Annotated in this window: 21 protein-coding genes; 14 read left to right on the top strand and 7 right to left on the bottom strand. The window is 63.9% G+C overall.

What is annotated here, in order from left to right; genetic code table 11:
• Positions 1–14 precede the first annotated feature (14 nt).
• Together BN1118_RS06705 and BN1118_RS06700 are read right to left on the bottom strand one after the other, a co-directional pair.
• The gene (locus BN1118_RS06705) at positions 15–1,238 is read right to left on the bottom strand and encodes a winged helix-turn-helix domain-containing protein (RefSeq protein ID WP_043555128.1); all 1,224 of its coding nucleotides are present in this window, start codon (positions 1,236–1,238) and stop codon (positions 15–17) included.
• Positions 1,239–1,382: 144 nt separating this feature from the next.
• On the bottom strand, positions 1,383–2,021 hold the full coding sequence (locus tag BN1118_RS06700; protein WP_043555126.1) for a class I SAM-dependent methyltransferase: 639 nt from the start codon (positions 2,019–2,021) through the stop codon (positions 1,383–1,385).
• A 218-nt stretch (positions 2,022–2,239) separates the two neighbouring features.
• Here BN1118_RS06700 and BN1118_RS06695 point away from each other — a divergent pair, with 218 nt between their 5' ends.
• The 7 genes from BN1118_RS06695 to BN1118_RS06665 all read left to right on the top strand — a co-directional run bounded on the left by BN1118_RS06695 (position 2,240) and on the right by BN1118_RS06665 (position 8,697).
• Complete coding sequence (locus BN1118_RS06695; protein ID WP_043555125.1) at positions 2,240–2,884, top strand: thermostable hemolysin; 645 nt, start codon at positions 2,240–2,242, stop codon at positions 2,882–2,884.
• Complete coding sequence (locus BN1118_RS06690; RefSeq protein ID WP_043555124.1) at positions 2,881–4,347, top strand: AMP-dependent synthetase/ligase; 1,467 nt, start codon at positions 2,881–2,883, stop codon at positions 4,345–4,347. Before BN1118_RS06695 ends, BN1118_RS06690 begins: the two co-directional genes overlap by 4 nt.
• The gene (locus BN1118_RS06685) at positions 4,344–5,003 is read left to right on the top strand and encodes an iron-containing redox enzyme family protein (protein WP_043555122.1); all 660 of its coding nucleotides are present in this window, start codon (positions 4,344–4,346) and stop codon (positions 5,001–5,003) included. The genes BN1118_RS06690 and BN1118_RS06685 overlap by 4 nt, the downstream gene beginning before the upstream one ends.
• On the top strand, positions 5,000–5,845 hold the full coding sequence (locus BN1118_RS06680; protein ID WP_043555120.1) for an SDR family oxidoreductase: 846 nt from the start codon (positions 5,000–5,002) through the stop codon (positions 5,843–5,845). The genes BN1118_RS06685 and BN1118_RS06680 overlap by 4 nt, the downstream gene beginning before the upstream one ends.
• Before the next feature lies 1 nt (position 5,846).
• Complete coding sequence (locus BN1118_RS06675; RefSeq protein ID WP_043555119.1) at positions 5,847–6,485, top strand: tetratricopeptide repeat protein; 639 nt, start codon at positions 5,847–5,849, stop codon at positions 6,483–6,485.
• Between the two features lie 83 nt (positions 6,486–6,568).
• Positions 6,569–7,258, top strand: a complete 690-nt coding sequence (locus tag BN1118_RS06670) for a response regulator (protein ID WP_043555117.1) — start codon at positions 6,569–6,571, stop codon at positions 7,256–7,258.
• Complete coding sequence (locus BN1118_RS06665) at positions 7,255–8,697, top strand: ATP-binding protein (RefSeq protein ID WP_043555116.1); 1,443 nt, start codon at positions 7,255–7,257, stop codon at positions 8,695–8,697. Before BN1118_RS06670 ends, BN1118_RS06665 begins: the two co-directional genes overlap by 4 nt.
• Positions 8,698–8,775: 78 nt before the next feature.
• Here BN1118_RS06665 and rloA3 read toward each other — a convergent pair whose 3' ends face one another.
• Positions 8,776–9,282 (bottom strand): retropepsin-like aspartic peptidase RloA3, encoded by a 507-nt coding sequence (gene rloA3 / locus BN1118_RS06660; RefSeq protein ID WP_043555114.1) that lies wholly within the window; start codon positions 9,280–9,282, stop codon positions 8,776–8,778.
• 393 nt (positions 9,283–9,675) lie between these two features.
• Here rloA3 and BN1118_RS06655 point away from each other — a divergent pair, with 393 nt between their 5' ends.
• The 5 genes from BN1118_RS06655 (at position 9,676) to BN1118_RS06635 (ending at position 14,624) form a co-directional block, all read left to right on the top strand.
• Positions 9,676–10,719, top strand: a complete 1,044-nt coding sequence (locus BN1118_RS06655) for a GMP reductase (protein WP_042867634.1) — start codon at positions 9,676–9,678, stop codon at positions 10,717–10,719.
• Positions 10,720–10,819: 100 nt separating this feature from the next.
• Positions 10,820–12,043: an elongation factor P maturation arginine rhamnosyltransferase EarP gene (earP, locus tag BN1118_RS06650; protein WP_043555112.1), complete on the top strand. Its 1,224-nt coding sequence runs from the start codon at positions 10,820–10,822 to the stop codon at positions 12,041–12,043.
• Positions 12,044–12,088: 45 nt separating this feature from the next.
• A complete protein-coding gene (gene efp, locus BN1118_RS06645; RefSeq protein ID WP_042867629.1) occupies positions 12,089–12,655 on the top strand; it encodes an elongation factor P in 567 nt (188 codons plus the stop codon).
• Positions 12,656–12,774: 119 nt separating this feature from the next.
• On the top strand, positions 12,775–13,539 hold the full coding sequence (locus tag BN1118_RS06640; RefSeq protein WP_043555110.1) for a DUF3530 family protein: 765 nt from the start codon (positions 12,775–12,777) through the stop codon (positions 13,537–13,539).
• Positions 13,540–13,667: 128 nt separating this feature from the next.
• Positions 13,668–14,624, top strand: a complete 957-nt coding sequence (locus tag BN1118_RS06635) for a D-2-hydroxyacid dehydrogenase (RefSeq protein ID WP_043555108.1) — start codon at positions 13,668–13,670, stop codon at positions 14,622–14,624.
• Positions 14,625–14,706: 82 nt separating this feature from the next.
• Here BN1118_RS06635 and BN1118_RS06630 read toward each other — a convergent pair whose 3' ends face one another.
• Together BN1118_RS06630 and BN1118_RS06625 are read right to left on the bottom strand one after the other, a co-directional pair.
• A complete protein-coding gene (locus BN1118_RS06630) occupies positions 14,707–15,177 on the bottom strand; it encodes a YMGG-like glycine zipper-containing protein (protein WP_043555106.1) in 471 nt (156 codons plus the stop codon).
• 210 nt (positions 15,178–15,387) lie between these two features.
• A complete protein-coding gene (locus BN1118_RS06625; RefSeq protein ID WP_043555105.1) occupies positions 15,388–16,947 on the bottom strand; it encodes a sensor domain-containing diguanylate cyclase in 1,560 nt (519 codons plus the stop codon).
• Positions 16,948–17,235: 288 nt separating this feature from the next.
• Between BN1118_RS06625 and BN1118_RS06620 the strand changes: the two genes are divergently transcribed.
• The gene (locus tag BN1118_RS06620; protein ID WP_043555103.1) at positions 17,236–17,838 is read left to right on the top strand and encodes a nitroreductase family protein; all 603 of its coding nucleotides are present in this window, start codon (positions 17,236–17,238) and stop codon (positions 17,836–17,838) included.
• A 57-nt stretch (positions 17,839–17,895) separates the two neighbouring features.
• Here BN1118_RS06620 and BN1118_RS06615 read toward each other — a convergent pair whose 3' ends face one another.
• The gene (locus tag BN1118_RS06615) at positions 17,896–18,549 is read right to left on the bottom strand and encodes an HAD-IA family hydrolase (RefSeq protein ID WP_043555102.1); all 654 of its coding nucleotides are present in this window, start codon (positions 18,547–18,549) and stop codon (positions 17,896–17,898) included.
• A complete protein-coding gene (locus BN1118_RS06610; protein WP_043135721.1) occupies positions 18,546–18,791 on the bottom strand; it encodes a hypothetical protein in 246 nt (81 codons plus the stop codon). The genes BN1118_RS06615 and BN1118_RS06610 overlap by 4 nt, the downstream gene beginning before the upstream one ends.
• Positions 18,792–18,905: 114 nt before the next feature.
• Here BN1118_RS06610 and BN1118_RS06605 point away from each other — a divergent pair, with 114 nt between their 5' ends.
• On the top strand, positions 18,906–19,814 hold the full coding sequence (locus BN1118_RS06605) for a LysR family transcriptional regulator (protein ID WP_043555101.1): 909 nt from the start codon (positions 18,906–18,908) through the stop codon (positions 19,812–19,814).
• Positions 19,815–19,854 lie beyond the last annotated feature (40 nt).

Here is a 19,854-nt window from a genome sequence, read left to right as displayed (position 1 = left end):
GAGCCGCTCATCCATCAGGCGCCGCCAAGATCGCGCCACAAGGCCAGCAGGGGCGCGGGAATGGCGCCGTACTGCAGGCTCGGGGTCTGATGCCACTCCGCCAACCGTTGCAGCGCTTTGGCCAGATCCTGCGCCAGGGTGCGGGTCACCCTGACCCCCGCCTCCAGATAGAGGCTCTTTATCTCGAAGATCCCCTGCTGGCGATGGGCCTTGGCGTCCATCCTGCCCACCAGCTTGCCGCGATGCAGCAGCGGCAGCACGAAGTAGCCGTACTGGCGTTTGGGCGCCGGGGTATAGCACTCGATGCGATAGTCAAAGTTGAACAGTTCACTGGCTCGCTTGCGATCCCAGACGAGCGGATCAAACGGCGACAGCGCCGTGGTGTGGGTCGCCTTGAGGGTGCCGGACAGGGCCTGGGCCAGCTCGTCTGCAAGGGAGGCGTGCACGAAGGCGCCGTGCTGCCACCCCTCCACCCGCACCGGCAACAGCTCCCCCTCGTCCGCCAGCTGGTGGAGCAGGGCGTCGTATTTGCCACGGCGCAACCGATAGTAATCGGCGACCCAGCCGGTCTTGACCAGCCCCAGCGCCCGGCAACTAGCCCGCACCATGTCCCTTTGTGCTTGTTCCGGGCTCGGCAGATCCCGCTCGTCGCGCCACTCGGGCATGACCCGCTCGGCCAGATCATAGACCCGCTGGAAGTTGCGCCGCTCGCGTACCATCAGCTGGCCCGCGGTAAAGAGCACCTCCAGATGGCGCTTCTCCGGCTTCCAGTCCCACCAGCCGTTGCCCTTCTCCCCCTTGCGCTCGAAATCGGCCGCCCGCACCGGGCCATGCTGGCGAATGCGCTCGATGATCTCGCCTATCTCCTGCTGATGGGTGGCGAGCCAGTTGGCCGAAAACTTCCAGCCCATGGCGGCGGGATCCAGCATGCGGTGGCGCAGCAGCCGGTAATCCTCGCGGGGCACGAAACAGGCCTCGTGGGCCCAGTATTCGAAGAGATCGCCGTCGGCCAGCAGTTGCTCCAGCCAGCGCGGCTCGTACTGGCCGAGCCGGCTGAACAGCACCAGATAGGGGCTGCGCGCCACCACAGAAATGGTGTCTATCTGCAGCAGCGCCATGCGGCGAATGGTCGCCAGCAGATCGGCCGGGGTCGCTTTGCTGCGACGGGGGGTCAACAGGCCCTGGGCCGCCAGTTGCAGATGACGGGCGTCCTGCAGCGAGAGATGGGGGATCGACATGAAAAACCACTCCTTGGTTTCAGGGTGCCGCGCTTGCCGCCTCATCGCGGCTCGCAGCGCCAGCCCGACGATAAATGGGGAAGGTAACGCCCTGCGGTCAGGCCATCAGCATGCCCAACTCGGCGGCAAATGAAAACGCCCTGCTCAAGGTTTGGTGATGACGGCCACATCGGCGTGGGGAAACTCGACCTGCGCCTGCCAGCGGGCCGCCAGGGCGCGAAACGAGGCCTCGGCGAAGAAGACGATGTGGGTCGGATCGTGGCGGTAGCGCCAGCTCTTGAAGCGCTCGTCTCCCAGCACCCGCTGGGTCTGCAACACCAGGATGCCGCCGGGCTTGAGGCAGCCCCAGAGCCTGTCCAGCACGGCGCGCGGGGCGGCGATGTGTTCGATCACCTCGGTACTGGTGATGAAGTCGTACTGCCGCGTCAGCAGCTCGGGGAGGTCGGCGTAGAACTTGTCGTAGCCCGCCATCTGGTAGCCCGCCTCCCGCCCCATGGCGATCAGCGCCGGGCCCGGGCCGCAACCGAAGTCGAGGCCGCTGGCCGGCGGCGGCAGCCGGCTCAGCACCTCGCCGAAGGCCCGCATCAGAAAGCTGCGATAGCGGGGATCATCCACCTGGTTGTCGTGGCCGTCATAGACCGCCTTCTCGCGCTCGGGATCCAGGTGCTCGGCCGCATCCAGCCAGACCAGCTCGCAGGCCCGGCAGCGATGATACAGCTTGCCGGCCACCGGCAGCCCATAGGCGTCAGTGGCACAGCAGAGCGGGCAGGATAAGGGGGTCATGGCATCTTCTCTCGAAAGCGGGGGCGGTCTGAAATGGCCGCAGCTTGCCTGCCTGTCTGCTGGCTGACAAGGTTTTTGTCCTGCCGACCAGATGGCTCGTCACAGCTTCGCTTCATTTTTCAGGACGTTGCATCGCCCTGATACAAATTTTTTACCTCTTAAGGGTTTCTTAAGTTTGCCCCTTTAGTCTGACAACAACAGATCAGAAGGAGCCATCCATGACCACAGACATTCAAGCCCCCTACCGTTTGGTACTGGCCGATACCCCGCAACAGGTCATGGCATTGCAGGCCTACATACAAGCGGCCTACAGCCAGGAGTTCAACGCCCGCATTCCCCATTTTCTGCCCTGCCTGCTCGGTCTCTATCGGGCAGACGGCATCTTGGTTGGCGCCTGCGGCCTCAAGTTGGCAAGTGATGAACGCCTCTATCTGGAACAGTATCTGGACCACCCCATAGAGGTCGCCATCGAGACAAGGCTGGGTGCCCCCGCCCGGCGAAATCGCATCGTAGAGGTGGGCAACCTCGCCTGCAGCGAACCGGGCAACGCCCGTCTGATGTTTGCTGCGCTCTGCCGCCTCCTGTGCGACAACGACCTCGACTACGTGGTGTTCACCGGCACCGCCAAGCTGCGCAACAGCTTTCACCGCCTGCACCTCACCCCGGTGGAGCTGGCCCCTGCCCAGGCCGACAAGGTGGGTGACGACGCCAGCGCCTGGGGCGCCTATTACCACTGCCAGCCCAAGGTGATGGTCGGCGATCTCGGTCTGGGACGGCAGGCACTGGCCCAGGGCAGCCTGCTGCTCTCCCTGCTGGCGCCCATGCCGTCCCTGTTCAACTGCCCGCACCGGAGCGCCCTATGATGCTGTTTGACCAGATAGCCCATTTCGCCCGCCATGCACCCCACAGCCCGGCCCTGAGTGGCGGCGAGCATAGGATCAGCTACCAACAGTTGTGGCTGCAGGTGTCCGCCCTGGCCGACCGTCTGCAGCAGGCCGGCATAGCCCGACTGGCACTGCAACTGGACAACGGCCTGCCCTGGGCATTGATCGACTTGGCCTGCGCCAAGGCCGGCATAGTGGTGATCCCGGTCCCCCACTTCTTCAGCCCGGAGCAGCAGGCGTGGCTGCTGGAGAGCAGCGGCGCCGACGCCCTGATCGGCCCCCACCATCCCGGCTGGCAGGCCAGCGAGCCGCTGCAACTGACGGTCGGCGAGCTACCGCTGTGGCGCCGCACGCCTGCCAGTCTGCCGCCCCTGCCAGCCGGCACCGCCAAGATCACCTACACCTCCGGCAGCACGGGGCAGCCCAAAGGGGTCTGCCTGTCGCTGGCCCAGATGATGGCGGTCTGCGCCTCGCTGGCCGAGCGGGTCGCCCCGGCCAACGTTGAGAAACACCTGACCCTGCTGCCGCTCACCACACTGCTGGAAAACCTGACCGGCCTCTACGTGCCGCTGCTCACCGGCGCCTGCAGCCGCATTCCCTCGCTGGGAGAGCTCGGCTTTGCCGGCTCCAGCAAGCTGGACCCGGCCACCCTGGCCCAGGCCCTGCTGCGCTGGCCCACCCACAGCCTGGTGCTGGTGCCCGAGCTGCTGCGCCTGCTGCTGGCCCTGTGCAGTGCCAACCCGGCGCTGGCCGAGCAGCTGGCCGGCCTGCGCTTCGTCGCGGTGGGTGGCGGCAAGGTATCCCCCGAGCTCATCAGCCGGGCCCGCAAGCTGGGGCTGCCTGTCTATGAAGGTTATGGCCTGTCGGAGTGCGGCTCAGTGGTGGCGCTCAACGGCCCGGATGGAGACAGCCTGGGCAGCGTCGGCCAGCCACTGCCCCACTGCCGGGTATCGATCGCCGCCGACGGCGAGATCCTGGTGGAGGGGGCTGCCATGCTCGGCTATCTGGGCAGCGACGAACCGGCGCCAGAGCTGGTCGCCACCGGCGATCTGGGCCACCTGGATGATGAGGGCTATCTGCACATCACGGGGCGCAAGAAAAACGTCCAGATCACCGCTTTTGGCCGCAACTTCTCCCCCGAGTGGGTCGAGGCGGAAGCCCAGCTCTGCCCGGCCATCGCCCGCATCGTGATCTTCGGCGACGGCCAGCCGGCCAACGTCGCCCTGATCCAGCCACTGCCCGGCGCCGACGCCCAGCTGGCCCAACAGATCGAGCAGCTCAATCACCGCCTGCCCGACTATGCCCGCATCCATCACTGGCTGCCGGTGGCGCTGGATCAGCATCCGGAACTGCTGACCGCCAACGGTCGCCCCCGTCGCGAACGGATTTATCACCACTTTTCCCGGCAGATCAGCCAATGCCTTACAGGAGAGACCTCATGAGCTTCTATCAAGTGCTGCAACAAGCCACCGCCCCGGCCCGGGAGCATCTGTTCAACGCCCCCATCATAGAGGCGTGCCGCAAGGGGGAGATCTCCCGCGACATCTACCTGCGCTTCCTCGCCCAGGCCTTCTATCACGTGCGCCACACGGTGCCGCTCTTGATGGCCACCGGCGGCAAACTGGGTCAGGAGTATGAATGGGTGCGCGGCGCCATTGCCGAGTACATCGACGAGGAGTACGGCCATCAGGAGTGGATCCTGAGCGACATCCGCGCCTGCGGCGGCGATGCCGAGGCGGTGCGCCACGGCCAGCCCGATCTGCCCATCGAACTGATGGTGGCCTTTCTCTACGACCAGGTGCAGCGCGGCAACCCCATGGGCTTCTTCGGCATGGTGCAGGTGCTGGAAGGCACCAGCGTCGCCATCGCCCTGACAGTGGCCGATCAGCTGAAAACGGGTCTCGGCCTGCCCCCCCAGGCCATGAGCTATCTGAGCTCCCACGGCGCACTGGATCAGGAGCACCTCAAGTTCTTCGAGTCCCTGATGAATCGGGTGGAGAGCCCGGCCGATCAGGCGGCCATCATTCACTCGGCCAAGGTGGTCTACCGCCTCTACGCCGACATGCTCTATCAACTGACGGAAAACCAGACATCATGAAGCTTGAAGGAAAACTCGTGCTGCTCACGGGCGCCAGCGGCGGGATCGGCGAAGCGCTGGCCCAGGAGCTGGCGGCCCAGGGGGCGCGCCTGTTGCTGCACGGACGCAGGGCCAGTGCGCTGGAGCGGCTGTGCAAGGAGCTGCCGCACCCGGAGCGCCACCAGATGGTGATCGCCGATCTCGGCTCGCCCCAGGAGCGGGCCAAACTGCTGCAGCACCCGGCGCTGGACGAGGGGCTGGACGTGCTGATCAACAACGCCGGCTGCAACCAGTTTGCCTGGCTGGAGGATCAGAGCAGCGAGCAGGTCGAGCGCCAACTGCTGCTCAACGTCGAGGCGCCGATCCAGCTCACCCGCATGCTGCTGCCCCGGCTGCGCAAGCCGGCGGTGATCATGAACATAGGCTCCAGCTTCGGCGCCATCGGCTACGCCGGCTACAGCGTCTATTGCGCCAGCAAGTTCGCCCTGCGCGGCTTCAGCGAGGCGCTCGGCCGCGAGCTGGAAGGAACCGGCATCCAGGTGCTGCACTTCGCCCCCCGCGCCACCCGCACCCGCCTCAACTCGGAGGCGGCCTACGAGATGAATGCCGAGCTCGGCACCCACACCGACAGCCCGCAGGACGTGGCCGAAGAGGCCGTCATCGCCCTGTGCAACGAAACCCGCCGCAGCTGGCTCGGCTGGCCGGAGAAGCTGTTCGTGCGGCTCAACGGCCTGCTGCCCGGCCTGGTCGACCGGGCGCTGGCCAAGCAAAAACCCATCATAGAGCGCTATGCCCGCCACGCGGCGCCCGCTGCCGGCAATGCGGGGCACACCACTTCCGTCATGACAGAGAAGGAACGTTAAGATGAAGCACGCCACTTTCCGCCCCCGTTTCACCCACGGCGCCCTCCTGCTGCTCATGCTGGGTTCAGGTCTGGCCCAGGCCGCCGACGCCCTGCCCGTCATCCAGCAGCAGTGGGCCGTCTGTCAGTATCAGCAGACCGGCAAGGCCAAAGAGAGCTGCCTGGAGGCCCTGAGTGCCCAGGCGGATCAGGCCAGTGCCAAGGAGGCCTTTCGTACCGATCTGCTGATCTGGTCCGCCATCGTCAAGAGCACCTGGGCCGGCGCCAAGGGCGGCCTCGGGGCCCTCAGCCTGGTGAAGGAGGCCAAGGCCAGGCTGGAGATAGCCCTCAAGCAGGATCCCAAGGCGCTGGAAGGCTCCGCCTACACCAGCCTGGGCTCGCTCTACTATCAGGTGCCGGGCTGGCCGGTGGGCTTTGGCGATGACGAGAAGGCCGAGCAGTTGCTCAAGCAGGCGCTGGCCATCAACCCGACCGGCATAGATCCAAACTTCTTCTACGGCGACTTCCTGCTCGATCAGGGCCGCAAGGATGAAGCCAAAACCTATCTGGACAAGGCACTGGCGGCGCCGGACCGCCCCGGCCGCGAGCTGGCGGATCAGGGCCGTCGCATCGAGATCCGGGACCGCCTCGCCAAGCTATAAAAACAAGCCGGATCAAACAGCTATTTAAACTCTGCCCGCCCGCTTGCATACTGGTGGGCAGCGTCGTTTAAGGGGGAGTGACTATGCGGATCCTGTTGGTCGAAGATGATGTGATGCTGGGCGATGGCATGGTGGATGCCCTGCGCAGCAGTGGCTACACGGTGGATTGGCTGCAGCAGGGGTTGCCCGCCCTGTCGGTGCTCAAGAGCGAGGAGTTTGCGGCCCTTATTCTGGATCTCAACCTGCCGGACATTGACGGCATCAGCCTGCTGCGCAAGCTGCGCCGGGAAGGCCAGACACTGCCCGTGCTGATCCTCACCGCCCGCGACGCCCTGGACGACCGGGTACTGGGGCTGGATGCGGGCTCCGACGACTACATGGTCAAACCCTTCGCCCTGCAGGAGCTCAACGCCCGCCTGCGCGCCCTGGTGCGACGCAGCAAGGGCCAGGCCCAGGCGATGCTGGAATATGGCGAGCTGCAGCTCTATCCCGAGTCTCAGCAGGTCATCTATCGCGGCGAGCCGGTCAAGCTGACCCCCCACGAATACAAGCTGTTGCAGGAGCTCATCACCCAGAGCGGCCGGGTGCTGAGCAAGGATCAGCTGCAACAGAGCCTCTATGGCTGGGACGAGGGGGCCGAAAGCAACGCTGTGGAGGTCCATATCCACCACCTGCGCAAGAAGTTTTACAGCGACCTCATCCGCAACATTCGCGGGGTCGGCTACATCATTCCCCAGCTTGAGCAGGCCCAACGCCGGGACGGCCGGGCATGACGAGTCCCCGCTCCATCCGCCGTTTTCTGCTCTCCGGCATACTGGCGCTGGTCAGCGTCAGCCTGGCCATCAGCGCCCTCATCGGCTATCTGGAGGCCAGCCACGAGATGGAGGAGCTGTTCGATGCCCGCCTAGCCCAGTCTTCCCGCATCACCAATCAGCTGCTCAGCCGTTATCTGGAGCAAAATGGCGAGCTGCCCGCCAACGGCACCGTCTACGAAGATTGGGAGCAACACAACCCGGATCAGTGGCAAAAGGACACCAGCCTCAATCTGAGCGGCGAAGACAGGGAGCTGACCCCCTTCGGCCACGAGTTCGAACGCAACCTCTACTTCCAGTTGCTGAACGAACAGGGCAGCATACTGCTGCGCTCCCCCAGCGCGCCGAGCCAGCCACTGGTCGAACTGGCGCCCGGCTTCAACACGGTCGAGAAAGACCAGCATCAGTGGCGCACCTTCACCCTCTACAACCGGGGCGAACATACCTGGCTGGTGGTGGCGGAGCGGGACGACGAGCGCAGCGAACTGGCCAGCAAGATGGCCACCCTGACCATGCTGCCGCTGCTCATCACCTTGCCCTTCCTGCTCGGCCTGCTGTGGTGGCTCATCTCCCGCGGCCTGGCGCCGTTGCGACTGCTGGCCCAGGCCATAGGCGAACGCCACCCCGCCAACCTGAGCCCCCTCAACCTGAAGATCCGCGCCCAGGAGCTGACCCCGCTCACCAACGAGATCAACCGCCTGATGCACGCCCTGGCCGACACCATAGAGCGGGAGAAGCAGTTCACCAACGAGGCGGCCCACGAGCTGCGCACCCCGCTGGCCGTGCTGCGCATCCACAGCGAGAACGCGCTGGCCGCCGAGGATGACGCCAGCCGCGAGCAGTCGTTGCAAAAGATGCTGCTGGCGCTCGATCGCAGCGATCGGCTGCTGCGCCAGCTGCTGACCCAGGCCCGCATCGACAACCAGCAGGGGCTGGAGCTGACCGAGCTCAATCTGAACCAGCTGCTGCAAGGCACCCTGGCCACCCTGGCTCCCATAGCCCTGAAAAAGGATCAGCAGCTGTCGCTGGAGGGGCCGGAGCAGCTCACCGTGATGGGGCAAGCCACCCTGCTGGAGCTGATGTTCAGCAACCTCATCGACAATGCGCTGCGCTACACCCCGGCCAGGGGCGAGATAGCGGTTGAGGTGCGGCACGAAGGCAACAGGGTCAGGGTCGATATCCGCGACAACGGCCCCGGCATCCCCACCGCCGCCCTGTCACGCCTGTGCGAGCGCTTCTTTCGGGTCAATCCCCAGCAGGGAGACGGCGTCGGTCTCGGCATGGCCATCGTCTCGCGCATCGCCCAGCTGCACGGCGCGGATCTGGACATCCACAACCGGCCAGAGGGAGGGCTGGAGGTAAGCGTGCTGCTGCCCGTGCCGCCGCAGCCTTCTTCATGATACCGCCTCGGCGCGCATGGAAAACGGGGGCCTGAGCCCCCGTTTCTGTTGTTTGCAGCGCCTCTGGCGCGACACCACTCAGCGGCAGCCGGGCTGCACAGTGAAGGTACGGCTCGAATCCACCGCCCCCAGATCCGCCAGCAGACGGCGACCGAGCAGCACCGGATAGATCATCTTGCTGCGATCCCGCAGGGTGAACCACTCCTCGTACACCTTGTCACCCAGGCAGATGGCCATGGTGACGGTTGGCCTCTGCTCCATGCCGCCGGCGCCGCGCACCGTCACCATGTGCTCCACCGGCCGCTCCAGGGTCTGGCGCACCTGCCGGTCGGTGTTGGCATCCGTCACCTGCAGGGTAAAGCGCACCCAGGATTTGCCATCGCGCTTGAAGTGGTGCAGATCCCGCGCATCCATCGAGGAGGTGAGCGCCCCGGTATCCAGCTTCATCTTCACCGCCACGCCGCTTGGCATGATGAGCCCCTTCTCGATCCAGCCATACACGGCGGGAGCCGAGGCGGCACGGGCAGCCCCCGGCAGGGAGAGGCAGGCCAGCAGCAACAGCGGCATCATTCGCGATCCAAACATGTCAGTTCCTCGTCCAGACAGGGCCCAGGCTGGCCCGAGAGGCCCAGAATGGGGATGCAAACGGCGGCTGTCAACTGGCGAAGCGCGGCGGCAGACGAGCTTGTTCTGCCCGCGTCGAAGGCGCGACATGGGTTGGTAAAAAAGCGTGATTGAGGAGTGTGTTCGCGGGGAAGTTCAGGCCGAAAAGCGGTGTTGGATGACACCCGAGGCTGCGCTCAGGTTGTGACGCCAAAGGCTAACACAATGATGAGTGAATTATCAGTCTTGTTCTGGCGGGATTTTTGCCTACACTGTTGTAAACCGGAGGCCATGAAAACCGCCGGTTTTTTTGCGCCTGCCGAAAATTGACCACTGCAAAAGTGACTTTCAACAAGGCTCAATAAGGAATTCGTCATGCGTATCGAAGAAGACTTGAAGCTCGGTTTCAAGGATGTTCTGTTCCGCCCCAAGCGCTCCACTCTCAAGAGCCGTTCCCAAGTCAGCCTGACCCGTCAGTTCACCTTCAAGCACACCCAGACTCAATGGCAGGGCGTTCCCGTCATCGCCGCCAACATGGATACCGTCGGCAGCTTCGCCATGGCCAGAACTCTGGCCGGCTTCGAGATGATGACCGCAGTCCACAAGCACTACAGCCTTGCGCAGTGGCAAGCTTTCGTGAACGAGACAGACCCGGCGCTGCTGGGCCATGTGATGGTATCGACCGGCACCTCCGAAGAGGACTTCATCAAGACCCGCCAGATCCTGGCCATGTCGGCGGCCCTGCGCTTCATCTGCGTGGACGTGGCCAACGGCTACTCCCAGCACTTCGTCGAGTTCCTGCGCAAAATACGTGAAGCCTGCCCGAACCACGTCATCCTGGCCGGCAACGTGGTCACAGGCGAGATGGTGGAGGAGCTAATCCTCTCCGGCGCCGACATCGTCAAGGTCGGCATAGGCCCGGGCTCTGTCTGCACCACCAGGGTCAAGACAGGGGTCGGCTACCCCCAGCTCTCCGCCATCATAGAGTGCGCCGATGCGGCCCACGGCCTCGGTGGCCAGATCGTCGGTGACGGCGGCTGCACCTGCCCGGGTGACGTGGCCAAAGCCTTCGGCGGCGGCGCCGACTTCGTGATGCTGGGCGGCATGCTGGCAGCCCACGAGGAGTGCGGCGGCGAAGTGGTGGACGTGGATGGCACCCCCTTCATGAAGTTCTACGGCATGAGCTCATCGAGTGCCATGGACAAGCACGCCGGCGGCGTCGCCGACTATCGCGCCTCAGAAGGCAAAACCGTGCTGCTGCCCTACCGCGGCCCGGTCGAGAACACGGTGCGCGACATCCTGGGCGGCGTGCGCTCCACCTGCACCTACGTCGGCGCCAGCCAGCTCAAAGAACTGACCAAACGCACCACCTTTATCCGGGTGCGCGAGCAAGAGAACAACGTCTACGGCAAGGAGTAACCTGCCGCAGCCACCGTCACGCGCTGACGGTTAGAAGCCAGCCAACCGGTGTGCTACCCTGCACACCGGTTTTTTTGTACCTCTTCCATCGGACCCTGACATGACAACCTCTTCGCCACGCACTCTGCCGCAATTCGACTGGGATATCTTCTGCTGCGTAGTGGACAACTTCGGCGACATAGGCGTCACCTGGCGGCTGGCCCGCCAGCTGAAACAGGACGGAGAGCTCCCGATGCACGGCAATGAGGTCCAAGTGCGACTCTGGGTGGACGATCTGGCGAGCTTTGCCCGCATCTGCCCGGGACTCGACCCCGCGCAAGATGGCCAGTGGGTCGCGGGCATCTATATCCGGCACTGGCACGACGCGCTGCCGGCGGGTGTGATCCCGGCAAAGGTGGTCATAGAAGCGTTCGCCTGCGAACTGCCCGCCCCCTTCATCGAGCGCATGGCCAGCCAACCCAGGCCCCCCTGCTGGATCAATCTGGAGTACCTCTCGGCCGAGAGCTGGGTCGAGGATTGCCACGGCCTCGCCTCGCCGCAACGTCTCGTTAACCAGAGCCTCGGCGACCTGAGCCTCAACAAATACTTCTTCTTCCCGGGCTTCACCCCTAAAACCGGCGGCCTCTTGTGCGAGCGGGGGCTTATCGCCGAACGCGAACAGTGGCAACAGGATAAGGCCGGTCTTGCGGCCTATTGGACCAGCCTGGGGCTGCCACCTCAAGCGAACGACGAGCTGAGGGTCAGCCTCTTTACCTATGAGAGCGACGCGCTGCTGAGTCTGGTCAACAGCTGGTGCCAGAGCCCAACCCCCGTCACCCTGCTGCTGCCCCTCGGCCGCTCCCTCGATGACGTGCTGCGCGGCGCCGGCCTTGAAAGCGCCATCGCCACCGCACAAGCGGGGGACCTGCTGCATTCGGGCAATCTGCGCATCAAGCTGCTGCCCATGACCGATCAGGCCGGTTACGATCGGCTGCTGTGGAGCTGCGATCTCAATCTGGTGCGCGGCGAGGACTCTTTCGTGCGGGCCCAGTGGGCAGGTCGCCCCTTCCTGTGGCACATCTACCCGCAGGAAGAGCAGGCCCACATGGTCAAGCTGGACGGTTTTCTCGATCACTATCTGGCAGACTTGCCTGCGGATGCGGCCCAGTGGCTGCGCACCTTCAGCCACGCCCTCAATCAGGGGGAAGAGACCCGCGAACTTTGGGCCCAATGGCCGCGATACGGTGCCATTTGGCGGCAATATGCGCGAAGCTGGTCACAGAAGCCACTCGCGGACGGGGATCTCGTCACGCGGTTGGTGAAATTTTTAGAAAGCCGTATATAATCTGGCAGTTTTTATCCGTCCGTTTCACGAACAGGAATTTTTTACATGAAAACCGCACAGGAAATCCGCGCTGGTAACGTAGTCATGATCGGCACCGAGCCGATGGTGGTCCAGAAGGCTGAGTTCAACAAATCCGGCCGTAACTCCGCCGTGGTCAAGATGAAACTGAAGGGTCTGCTCAACGGTAGCGCGACCGAGACCGTATTCAAGGCCGACGACAAGCTGGACGTGGTTCAGCTGGAGCGTAAAGAGTGCACCTACTCTTACTTCTCCGACCCTCTGTATGTCTTCATGGACACCGAGTACAACCAGCATGACGTCGAGAAAGACAACCTGGGTGACGTGCTGAACTACCTGGTAGACGGCATGGAAGACATCTGCGAAGTGACTTTCTACAACGAGAAAGCCATCTCCGTCGAACTGCCGACCACTATCGTGCGTGAAGTCGAGTACACAGAGCCGGCCGCCCGTGGCGACACCTCAGGCAAAGTGACCAAGCCTGCCCGTCTGAAGGGCACCACCTACGAGCTGGCCGTTGCCGCCTTCGTAGAGATCGGTGACAAGATCGAAATCGACAGCCGCACCGGCGAATTCAAGCGTCGCATCTCCTGATCGACCCCTTGAGTTGAATGCAAAAAAGCGAGCCAATGGCTCGCTTTTTTATTGATGCCATACCCGCGCTTCAGAAAACCGGCCCCGTGCCGCTAACCCAGTTAACCGGGGAGCGCACTATGGCCAGATTATCCTTATCACTGCTGTTACTGACCCTGCTGGCAAGCCAGGCTTCGCAGGCCAGCGATGTCGCGCCCCCCGTCGCCGAACCACAGCCACTCGACTACTGGCAAAACAGCGACTGGCAGGGGCTGCCCAACAGCACCCAGATAGACAAGCAGACTGTGCTGTTTGCCAAACACGACAGCGACAGCTATGTCGGGCTGGCAATCCTGCTGCCGGACTGGCAGCGCAGCGGCCAGCTGTGGCAGCTGACCCGGGCCCTCGGCCGGCTCGGTTTCGATACCCTGCTGCTGCTCCCCTCCCCCCAGCAGATTGAGCTGGATCCCGCTGCCGAGAAGAAGCAGCAGGCCATCGATGACTTTCGCAAGCAGTTTGCCACCCGCATCAGCAAGCTGGGGGACGCCAAGCTGCAGGAGGGGGGCTTCAAGCTGATACTGGCGCAGGGCACCAGCGCCGCCTGGGCCACCAACCTCATCGCCAGTGAACAGTTGCCCGCCCCGGATGCCCTGGTGCTGCTGGACGGCTTCTTCCCCAACCAGCAGAGCAACCAGACTCTGGCCAAGCAAGTAGCCCAGGCCACCATGCCAACCCTGGATCTCTATCAGGAAGCGGGCGGCCGCTGGCCTCTGCTCGCCGCCGAGGCCCGCCAGAGCGAGAGCCGCCGCAGCCACAAGCTCAACTACCGTCCCTACGCCCTGATGGAGCTGGATGAGACGCCAACCCGCATTCAGGGCTGGCTCACCCACCTCGGCTGGCTCTGAGCCCTGCCGCAGCACCAAAATGCTGCCTGCCTCACATCCGTCGCGATCGGATCGCCGCTGAGCCCGTTCGGGCTGGCCCCCGAGTGCCCATGTTTGGCATCATGTCCGCACCAATGGCAGGAGGCGTCATGCAGCAAATAGTCTTTCTCGACAGCGATACCCTGGATGCGGGTGTCACCCTGCACCATCCCGGCTTCCCCCACCACTGGCAGAGCCATCCGAGCACAGATCCCGAACAGGTGGTGGAACGGCTCCGATGCGCCAGCATCGCCATCATCAACAAGGTGCGCATCGGCGCCGCCGAGCTGGCCCAGCTGCCGGATCTGAGGCTCATCGCCCTGGCTGCCACCGGCAGCGACAACGTGGATCTGGAGGCGTGCCGCGCCGCCGGGGTCGGGGTGTGCAACATCCGCAACTACTCGGGCCCCTCGGTGCCGGAGCACGCCATGGCGCTGATGCTGGCCCTGTCGCGCAATTTGTTCGCCTGGCGACAGTCCCTGCTGGAGGGGCGCTGGCAGCAGAGCGGCCAGTTCTGCTTCTTCGATCACCCCATCATGGATCTGCACGGCAAGCGGCTCGGCATCATAGGCAAGGGCACCCTGGGCCAGGCGCTCGGCGAGCGGGCCAGGGGGATCGGCATGGAGGTGCGCTACGCCCAGAGCCAGGTGGGGGCCAGTCACGATGAGGATCGGCTGCCGCTGGACGCGCTGCTGCAAAGCGCGGATGTGATCAGCCTGCACTGCCCGCTCACCCCCTATAACCGCCATCTGATAGGCGAGCGGGAGCTGGCGCTGATGAAACCGGGCGCCCTGCTGATCAACGTGGGTCGCGGCGGCCTGGTGGATGAAGAGGCCTTGCTGCGGGCACTGGCCAACGGCCGGCTCGGTGGCGCCGGCTTCGATGTGGCGAGCGTCGAGCCGCCGCCCCCCGATCACCCGCTGATGCAGGCCCTGCAATACCCCAACTTCATCCTGACCCCGCACGTGGCCTGGGCCAGCAAGGAGTCGATGCAGCGCCTCGCGGATCAGCTGATCGACAACATCAACGCCTTCGCCGAGGGACGGCGCCAGCACCGGCTGGTCTGAGTCACACCATGCAAAAAGGGGCCTGTTGGCCCCTTTTTGTCTATGGCTCGCCACCATGGTGCGCCAGCCAGCACGGCTGACATCAGTCATCGTCGTGCCATCTGTGTTTCTTGTGCTTCTTGTGTTTCTTGTGGTGCCTGTGCTCATCGTCGTAGTAGCGATCGTTGCTGCTCTTGTGACCGTCTCCCGTCTTGGCACCTATGGCCGAGCCGCTGGCGCCGCCGATGCCGGCACCGATCAGCTGACCCGTGCTGCCTCCCACGCTCTTGCCGATGGCCGCTCCACCCAGGGCACCGACGGCGCCCCCCAGGGCGGCTTCATTCTTGTTGCCCTTGTTGGCGGTGGCGGCGCCACCGGCCGCACCACCGACTGCAGCTCCCACCAGGGCGCCGGTATCGCCCCCCAGCTCCTTGCCTATCATGGTGCCCGCCACGCCACCGGCACCGCCGCCGAGTATGGTGTTGAGGGTTTCCGAGGCCTGCACTGCGCCGCTCGCCAGCAACAGGGAGCCCAACAGGGCCAGGGCGCTCATGCCGTGCTTTTTCATCTCCATGGGGTACTCCTGCCAAACCTGATTAATTTCCCCGAACTATACAATTCCCGACAAACGGCGCCACTGTCGCAGGAGAGCGACACACAGCCCCATTCACCTCGTCCAGGCTGACAAGTTAATTCGTAACACATTGAATTTATTTGCCAAAAAAGCACTAGAAGGAAACCGTATGCAGAAGGGATCCAAGGTTGGTCGAGCGACGGAGATCACTTAACCGTTATCGCTCTGACAGGATCTGTCAGCACCCTCGCCCTGTCGGTTCCGCTCTGTCAGCGACCAGCAGTCGCGCCCCAGCCGCTTGCTCCGATAGAGACACTCGTCGGCCCGCTCGAACAGAAAGAGGGCATCATCCGGATAGTGGGCACCGCCCGCACTCAGGGTGACCTCTGCCCTGAACTCCCGCCACTGCTGATTGCGTACCCGGGCCAGCAGCTGGTTCAGCCGGGGCTCCAGCTCATGGCGCGTCCACGGCAGCAGGGCAGCAAACTCGTCCCCCCCGATCCGGTAGGCGCTGCCGCTGCCAAGCTCGGCCACCATCAGCTCAGCCACCCGGCAGAGCACGCCATCCCCCACGCTGTGGCCCCAGCTGTCGTTGATGCATTTGAAATTGTCCACATCGAACAGCACCAGCCAGTGGGGCGTCCGATTTGCTTCCAGCTCACTGCGGCGCTGGGTAAAGGCGCGCCGGTTCATGATGCCGGTGAGGGGATCGTGCAGCAGCGCATCCTGTCCCTGCAGGAAGCTGGTACGGACCTGCTCTATCTCGCTGAGGCTGTTGCGTACAAACCAGGTTTTCAGATGGAGCGAAGGCTTGGGGCAACAGGGGGCTTGCACTATGCCGGTCAGCGAACCCGAGACCAGCGCCTGCTCCTGACGGAACACCCGCACCAGGAAATTGATGCTGCAAAACCAGATGATGAAGAGGGAGAGCAGCGGCAGCACCACCATCAGCAGGGCCTCGTAGAGGCTGTCACGAAACAGGGCGGGAGGCAGATAGATGTTGAGGTCCCAGTCTATGTCCTCCAGCTCGCGCCTCAGGTGGCTGCCATGCCAGATCACATCCAGCCCCAGCAGATGGGGCTCTGCCGTCGCGTGGGCCCTGTCATAGAGCGCCATCTTGCTGCCCACCAGCAGGCGGTTGCTGCCCCGCTGGCTAAGGTAGATGGCCGCCTGGTTGCTGCCCATGGCCCGTTGCAGCGCCTGCTGAATGGCGTTGAACGACATATCCACCATCAAGAGGCCGAGCAGCTTGCCCTCATCATCCTTCACCCGCTTGATCAGGGTGAGGATGCGCTCGTGGGAACTGTACTCCTGATAGGGGCCAAACCAGACCAGCTCGTCCCCTTTCATCGACAACACCCGGTACCAGGGACGCAAGGCGGCGCTGTATTCGGCTGGCTGTTCCCAGAGGGGATAACTGCTGATCCGATCGAAGCGGGAGTTGTAGAAATAGATGTAGTGATCGTCTCGCTTGATCTGATGGGCTATGGCCCAGATAGGGTTGTCGGCGGGCTCGCCACGGGCGATGGCGGCCTTGTCCAGCGATGCCTCCAGCACGGCCAGCTGACGCTGGTTGGCCAGCACCAGCTCGTGAATGAGCGCCGCCTCTATGGAGGAGATCATGTGACCGTAACCGGCCATCGTCTTGTCTATGCTGCGCAGATAACTGACCGCAGCCAGGGTCAGGGTGGCGACCAGCACCAGAGCGCCCAACAGGAAGGAGCACGAGGTCAACACATAGTAGCGCCGGTTGAGCACCCACTGGATCATCATAGCTCCCTGAAAACAGCCGACGTGACAGGATTTTATGGTGAACATGCCGGATTAATCATTGATTGAAATCAGCTGAATGAGGGCTAGTTGACAAGAAACATAAAAACATGAGACGGCTCATCCAGACCGCGCATATGAATATCCACAAAAAGTAAAAACAGTGACCACTGTGCGTTGACGGTTCAGCGGGAAGGGGGTGTTATAGTCTATAGCTTGAACAATCGGAGCCGGATGGCCTTCTTGCTGGCCGCCGAATGCGATTTTCTGTCAAACCAAGGAGATGTTATGAGCAGTCCGTTTATCGAACAGATCAAAGTACGTCGTACCATCTATGCCCTGGGCGACCAGGTCTCCCACACGCCGGAGCAGCTCACGGCCCTGATCCAGGATGCCATCAAGCACAGTCCCTCCTCCTTCAACTCCCAAACCTCCCGTGCCGTCATTTTGTTTAGCGCCCAGCACCACAAGCTGTGGGATATCGTCAAGGCGGAGCTGAAGAAGATAGTGCCGCCAGAGGCCTATGCCCAGAGCGAAGCCAAGGTGGATGGCAGCTTCCGCGCCGGTTTCGGTACTGTGCTCTTCTTCGAAGACACGGATGTGATCAAGGATCTGCAACAGAAGTTCGCCCTCTATGCCGACAACTTCCCCATCTGGTCCGAACACGGCACTGGCATCGCCCAGTTTGCGGTCTGGACCAGCCTGGCACAGGAAGGGGTTGGTGCTTCCCTGCAGCACTACAATCCGCTGATCGACGAAGCGGTGCGCAAGGAGTGGAACCTGCCCGCGAGCTGGCTGCTGCGTGCCCAGATGCCCTTTGGCAGCATCAAGCAGCCGGCCGGTGACAAGACCTTCATGGACGACGCAGTGCGTTTTCGCGTCTTCAAGTAACCCGACTCGTCATCCCAAGCCCCCGCTCGCCGGGGGCTTTTTGTTGGCGGCGCCCCATCAGCTCAGCAGCGTCACCTGCAACGCGCCCTCCACCCCATCACCCACACTCACCTGGCGCCAATCCTGGATCACCGCCGCCACGGCCGGATCGAGCCGCCGGTTGCCACCGACCTGCACCACGGTGCAACCGGCCCGCAGGGCACTCTCTATGCCAGCCGGTGCATCCTCGAACACCAGACAGTCGGCGGGGGCAACCCCGAGCCGCGCCGCGGCCAGTAGGTAGGGTTCGGGATCCGGCTTGCCTCGCATCACGTCTTCCGCCCCCACCAGCAGGGCCGGCAGTGGCAGACCTGCGCTCGCCAGCCGATGGCGGGCGACCCTCTGACTGGCGGAGGTCACCAGTGCCCAACGTCCGGCGGGCACGCTGGCCAGCACGGCCCGGCACCCCATGATGGCCTCGCCGCGCCCCGTGTGATGGATCTCCAGCTCATCGAGCAGGGCCACCTCCTGCGCCATGTCCAGCTGAGGTGCCAGGGCCCGGATCACCTCCCGCGAGCGCAGGCCGTGACACATGGCCAGCACGGGCTCGGGCGCCAGCTGATGACGTCGACACCAGAGCCGCCACACGGTTTCCACCTCGCCGGTGGAGTGAACCAGGGTGCCATCCATATCCAGCAGCAGGGCGGCGACCCGCAGGGTGAGCCGGGTCATGACGGGGCTCCAGCCAGCACGGGCTCAGCCCCTGCCAGCACGCTGGCGAGGGCCGACTGCTGGGCCGCCTGCTCATAACAGGCCAGCGCCTGCTCGGCATTGCCCGCCCAGACCTGCTGAGGGGCCACCACAAATCCCTGTTGCAGCAGGCTCGCCAGCAGCTCTCCCGTCTCCGGCGCCGCCAGAGGCTGGGCCATCACCAGGGTTCCCTTGATCAAAAACAGATAGCGTTCGCTAGACATGACATGGCTCCTCGTTGTGCGTCAGGCGGGCAGATGGCCCGTTACGAGACCATTAGAACAAGGCGGTTAGATAATTTATAATCAATAAATCGCCACATTGGATAACCAAACGGAATGAAATTCGACTTGAGGCAACTGCAGGCGTTCGTGATGCTGGCCGAGACCGCCAACTACCGGGAGGCCGCCAGCCGGCTGTTCATCACCCAGCCGGCGCTGACCAAGCAGATCCAGGGGCTGGAGCTGGCGCTCGGCAGCACGCTGTTCAACCGGGGGCGCCACGGCGCCGAACTGACCGCCATGGGGGCACAGCTGCTCACCCAGGCCAGCGCACTGGTCGAACACGGCAAGGGGTTTGAGCGCCACGCCCTGGCGCTGGCGAGCGGCATAGCCGGGCGGCTCAAGATTGGCTTCGGGCTGTCGAGTTTCGCGCTAGCCCCCTCGCTGGTCGCCCGTTTCAAGCAGCAGGTACCCGATGTGATGGTGCACCTGCAGGACATGACCTCCGCCATCCAGCACGAGCGCTTGCTGTCGGGTCAGTTGCAGCTGGGGTTCATGCGCCGGCCGCACGCGCCGCAACTGCGGGAGCACAGGCTGCTGACCGACCGGCTGGTGCTGGCCGTGCCCAGCCAGATGACGGGGCCGGATCCGGCTGCGTTCGACGTGGAGTGGGCGCTGGCCCATCAACCACTGTTGCAGATGGTCGGGCACCGCTGCCCGGGCCTCAGCCAGCAGATCGCCAGCTTCCTCGGCGCCAACCGGCTGACCGGCATGGTGCAGGAGGCGGAAGATATCCAGACCCTGGTCGCCCTGGTGGCCGCCGGCATAGGCAACGCCATATTGCCCCGCAGCGTCAGCTTCATTGCGGGCCAGGATGTCACCCTCTATCCCCTGTCCGGCCCCTGGTCAGAATGGGAAATCAGCCTGGTCTGGAACCCGGCATTTGCCGATCCCATCCGCGATCGTTTCCTGCAACTGGTCATGGCGGCGCATCCCACGCCATGCTCGGCCGTGCCCGAACGCTGAGGCGGCTTATGCGCAAAAAAAAGCCCCATCAAGGGGCTGT

It is taken from the genome of Aeromonas bestiarum (assembly GCF_000819745.1).
GTDB lineage: Bacteria > Pseudomonadota > Gammaproteobacteria > Enterobacterales > Aeromonadaceae > Aeromonas > Aeromonas bestiarum.
This window is presented reverse-complemented; position numbering and strand designations above follow the sequence as displayed.

Bases quoted from the DNA above. Each gene is read 5' to 3' on its own strand.
- BN1118_RS06705 (WP_043555128.1), bottom strand. From the start codon at position 1,238: ATGTCGATCCCCCATCTCTCGCTGCAGGACGCCCGTCATCTGCAACTG.
- BN1118_RS06700 (WP_043555126.1), bottom strand. From the start codon at position 2,021: ATGACCCCCTTATCCTGCCCGCTCTGCTGTGCCACTGACGCCTATGGG.
- BN1118_RS06695 (WP_043555125.1), top strand. From the start codon at position 2,240: ATGACCACAGACATTCAAGCCCCCTACCGTTTGGTACTGGCCGATACC.
- BN1118_RS06690 (WP_043555124.1), top strand. From the start codon at position 2,881: ATGATGCTGTTTGACCAGATAGCCCATTTCGCCCGCCATGCACCCCAC.
- BN1118_RS06685 (WP_043555122.1), top strand. From the start codon at position 4,344: ATGAGCTTCTATCAAGTGCTGCAACAAGCCACCGCCCCGGCCCGGGAG.
- BN1118_RS06680 (WP_043555120.1), top strand. From the start codon at position 5,000: ATGAAGCTTGAAGGAAAACTCGTGCTGCTCACGGGCGCCAGCGGCGGG.
- BN1118_RS06675 (WP_043555119.1), top strand. From the start codon at position 5,847: ATGAAGCACGCCACTTTCCGCCCCCGTTTCACCCACGGCGCCCTCCTG.
- BN1118_RS06670 (WP_043555117.1), top strand. From the start codon at position 6,569: ATGCGGATCCTGTTGGTCGAAGATGATGTGATGCTGGGCGATGGCATG.
- BN1118_RS06665 (WP_043555116.1), top strand. From the start codon at position 7,255: ATGACGAGTCCCCGCTCCATCCGCCGTTTTCTGCTCTCCGGCATACTG.
- rloA3 (WP_043555114.1), bottom strand. From the start codon at position 9,282: ATGTTTGGATCGCGAATGATGCCGCTGTTGCTGCTGGCCTGCCTCTCC.
- BN1118_RS06655 (WP_042867634.1), top strand. From the start codon at position 9,676: ATGCGTATCGAAGAAGACTTGAAGCTCGGTTTCAAGGATGTTCTGTTC.
- earP (WP_043555112.1), top strand. From the start codon at position 10,820: ATGACAACCTCTTCGCCACGCACTCTGCCGCAATTCGACTGGGATATC.
- efp (WP_042867629.1), top strand. From the start codon at position 12,089: ATGAAAACCGCACAGGAAATCCGCGCTGGTAACGTAGTCATGATCGGC.
- BN1118_RS06640 (WP_043555110.1), top strand. From the start codon at position 12,775: ATGGCCAGATTATCCTTATCACTGCTGTTACTGACCCTGCTGGCAAGC.
- BN1118_RS06635 (WP_043555108.1), top strand. From the start codon at position 13,668: ATGCAGCAAATAGTCTTTCTCGACAGCGATACCCTGGATGCGGGTGTC.
- BN1118_RS06630 (WP_043555106.1), bottom strand. From the start codon at position 15,177: ATGGAGATGAAAAAGCACGGCATGAGCGCCCTGGCCCTGTTGGGCTCC.
- BN1118_RS06625 (WP_043555105.1), bottom strand. From the start codon at position 16,947: ATGATCCAGTGGGTGCTCAACCGGCGCTACTATGTGTTGACCTCGTGC.
- BN1118_RS06620 (WP_043555103.1), top strand. From the start codon at position 17,236: ATGAGCAGTCCGTTTATCGAACAGATCAAAGTACGTCGTACCATCTAT.
- BN1118_RS06615 (WP_043555102.1), bottom strand. From the start codon at position 18,549: ATGACCCGGCTCACCCTGCGGGTCGCCGCCCTGCTGCTGGATATGGAT.
- BN1118_RS06610 (WP_043135721.1), bottom strand. From the start codon at position 18,791: ATGTCTAGCGAACGCTATCTGTTTTTGATCAAGGGAACCCTGGTGATG.
- BN1118_RS06605 (WP_043555101.1), top strand. From the start codon at position 18,906: ATGAAATTCGACTTGAGGCAACTGCAGGCGTTCGTGATGCTGGCCGAG.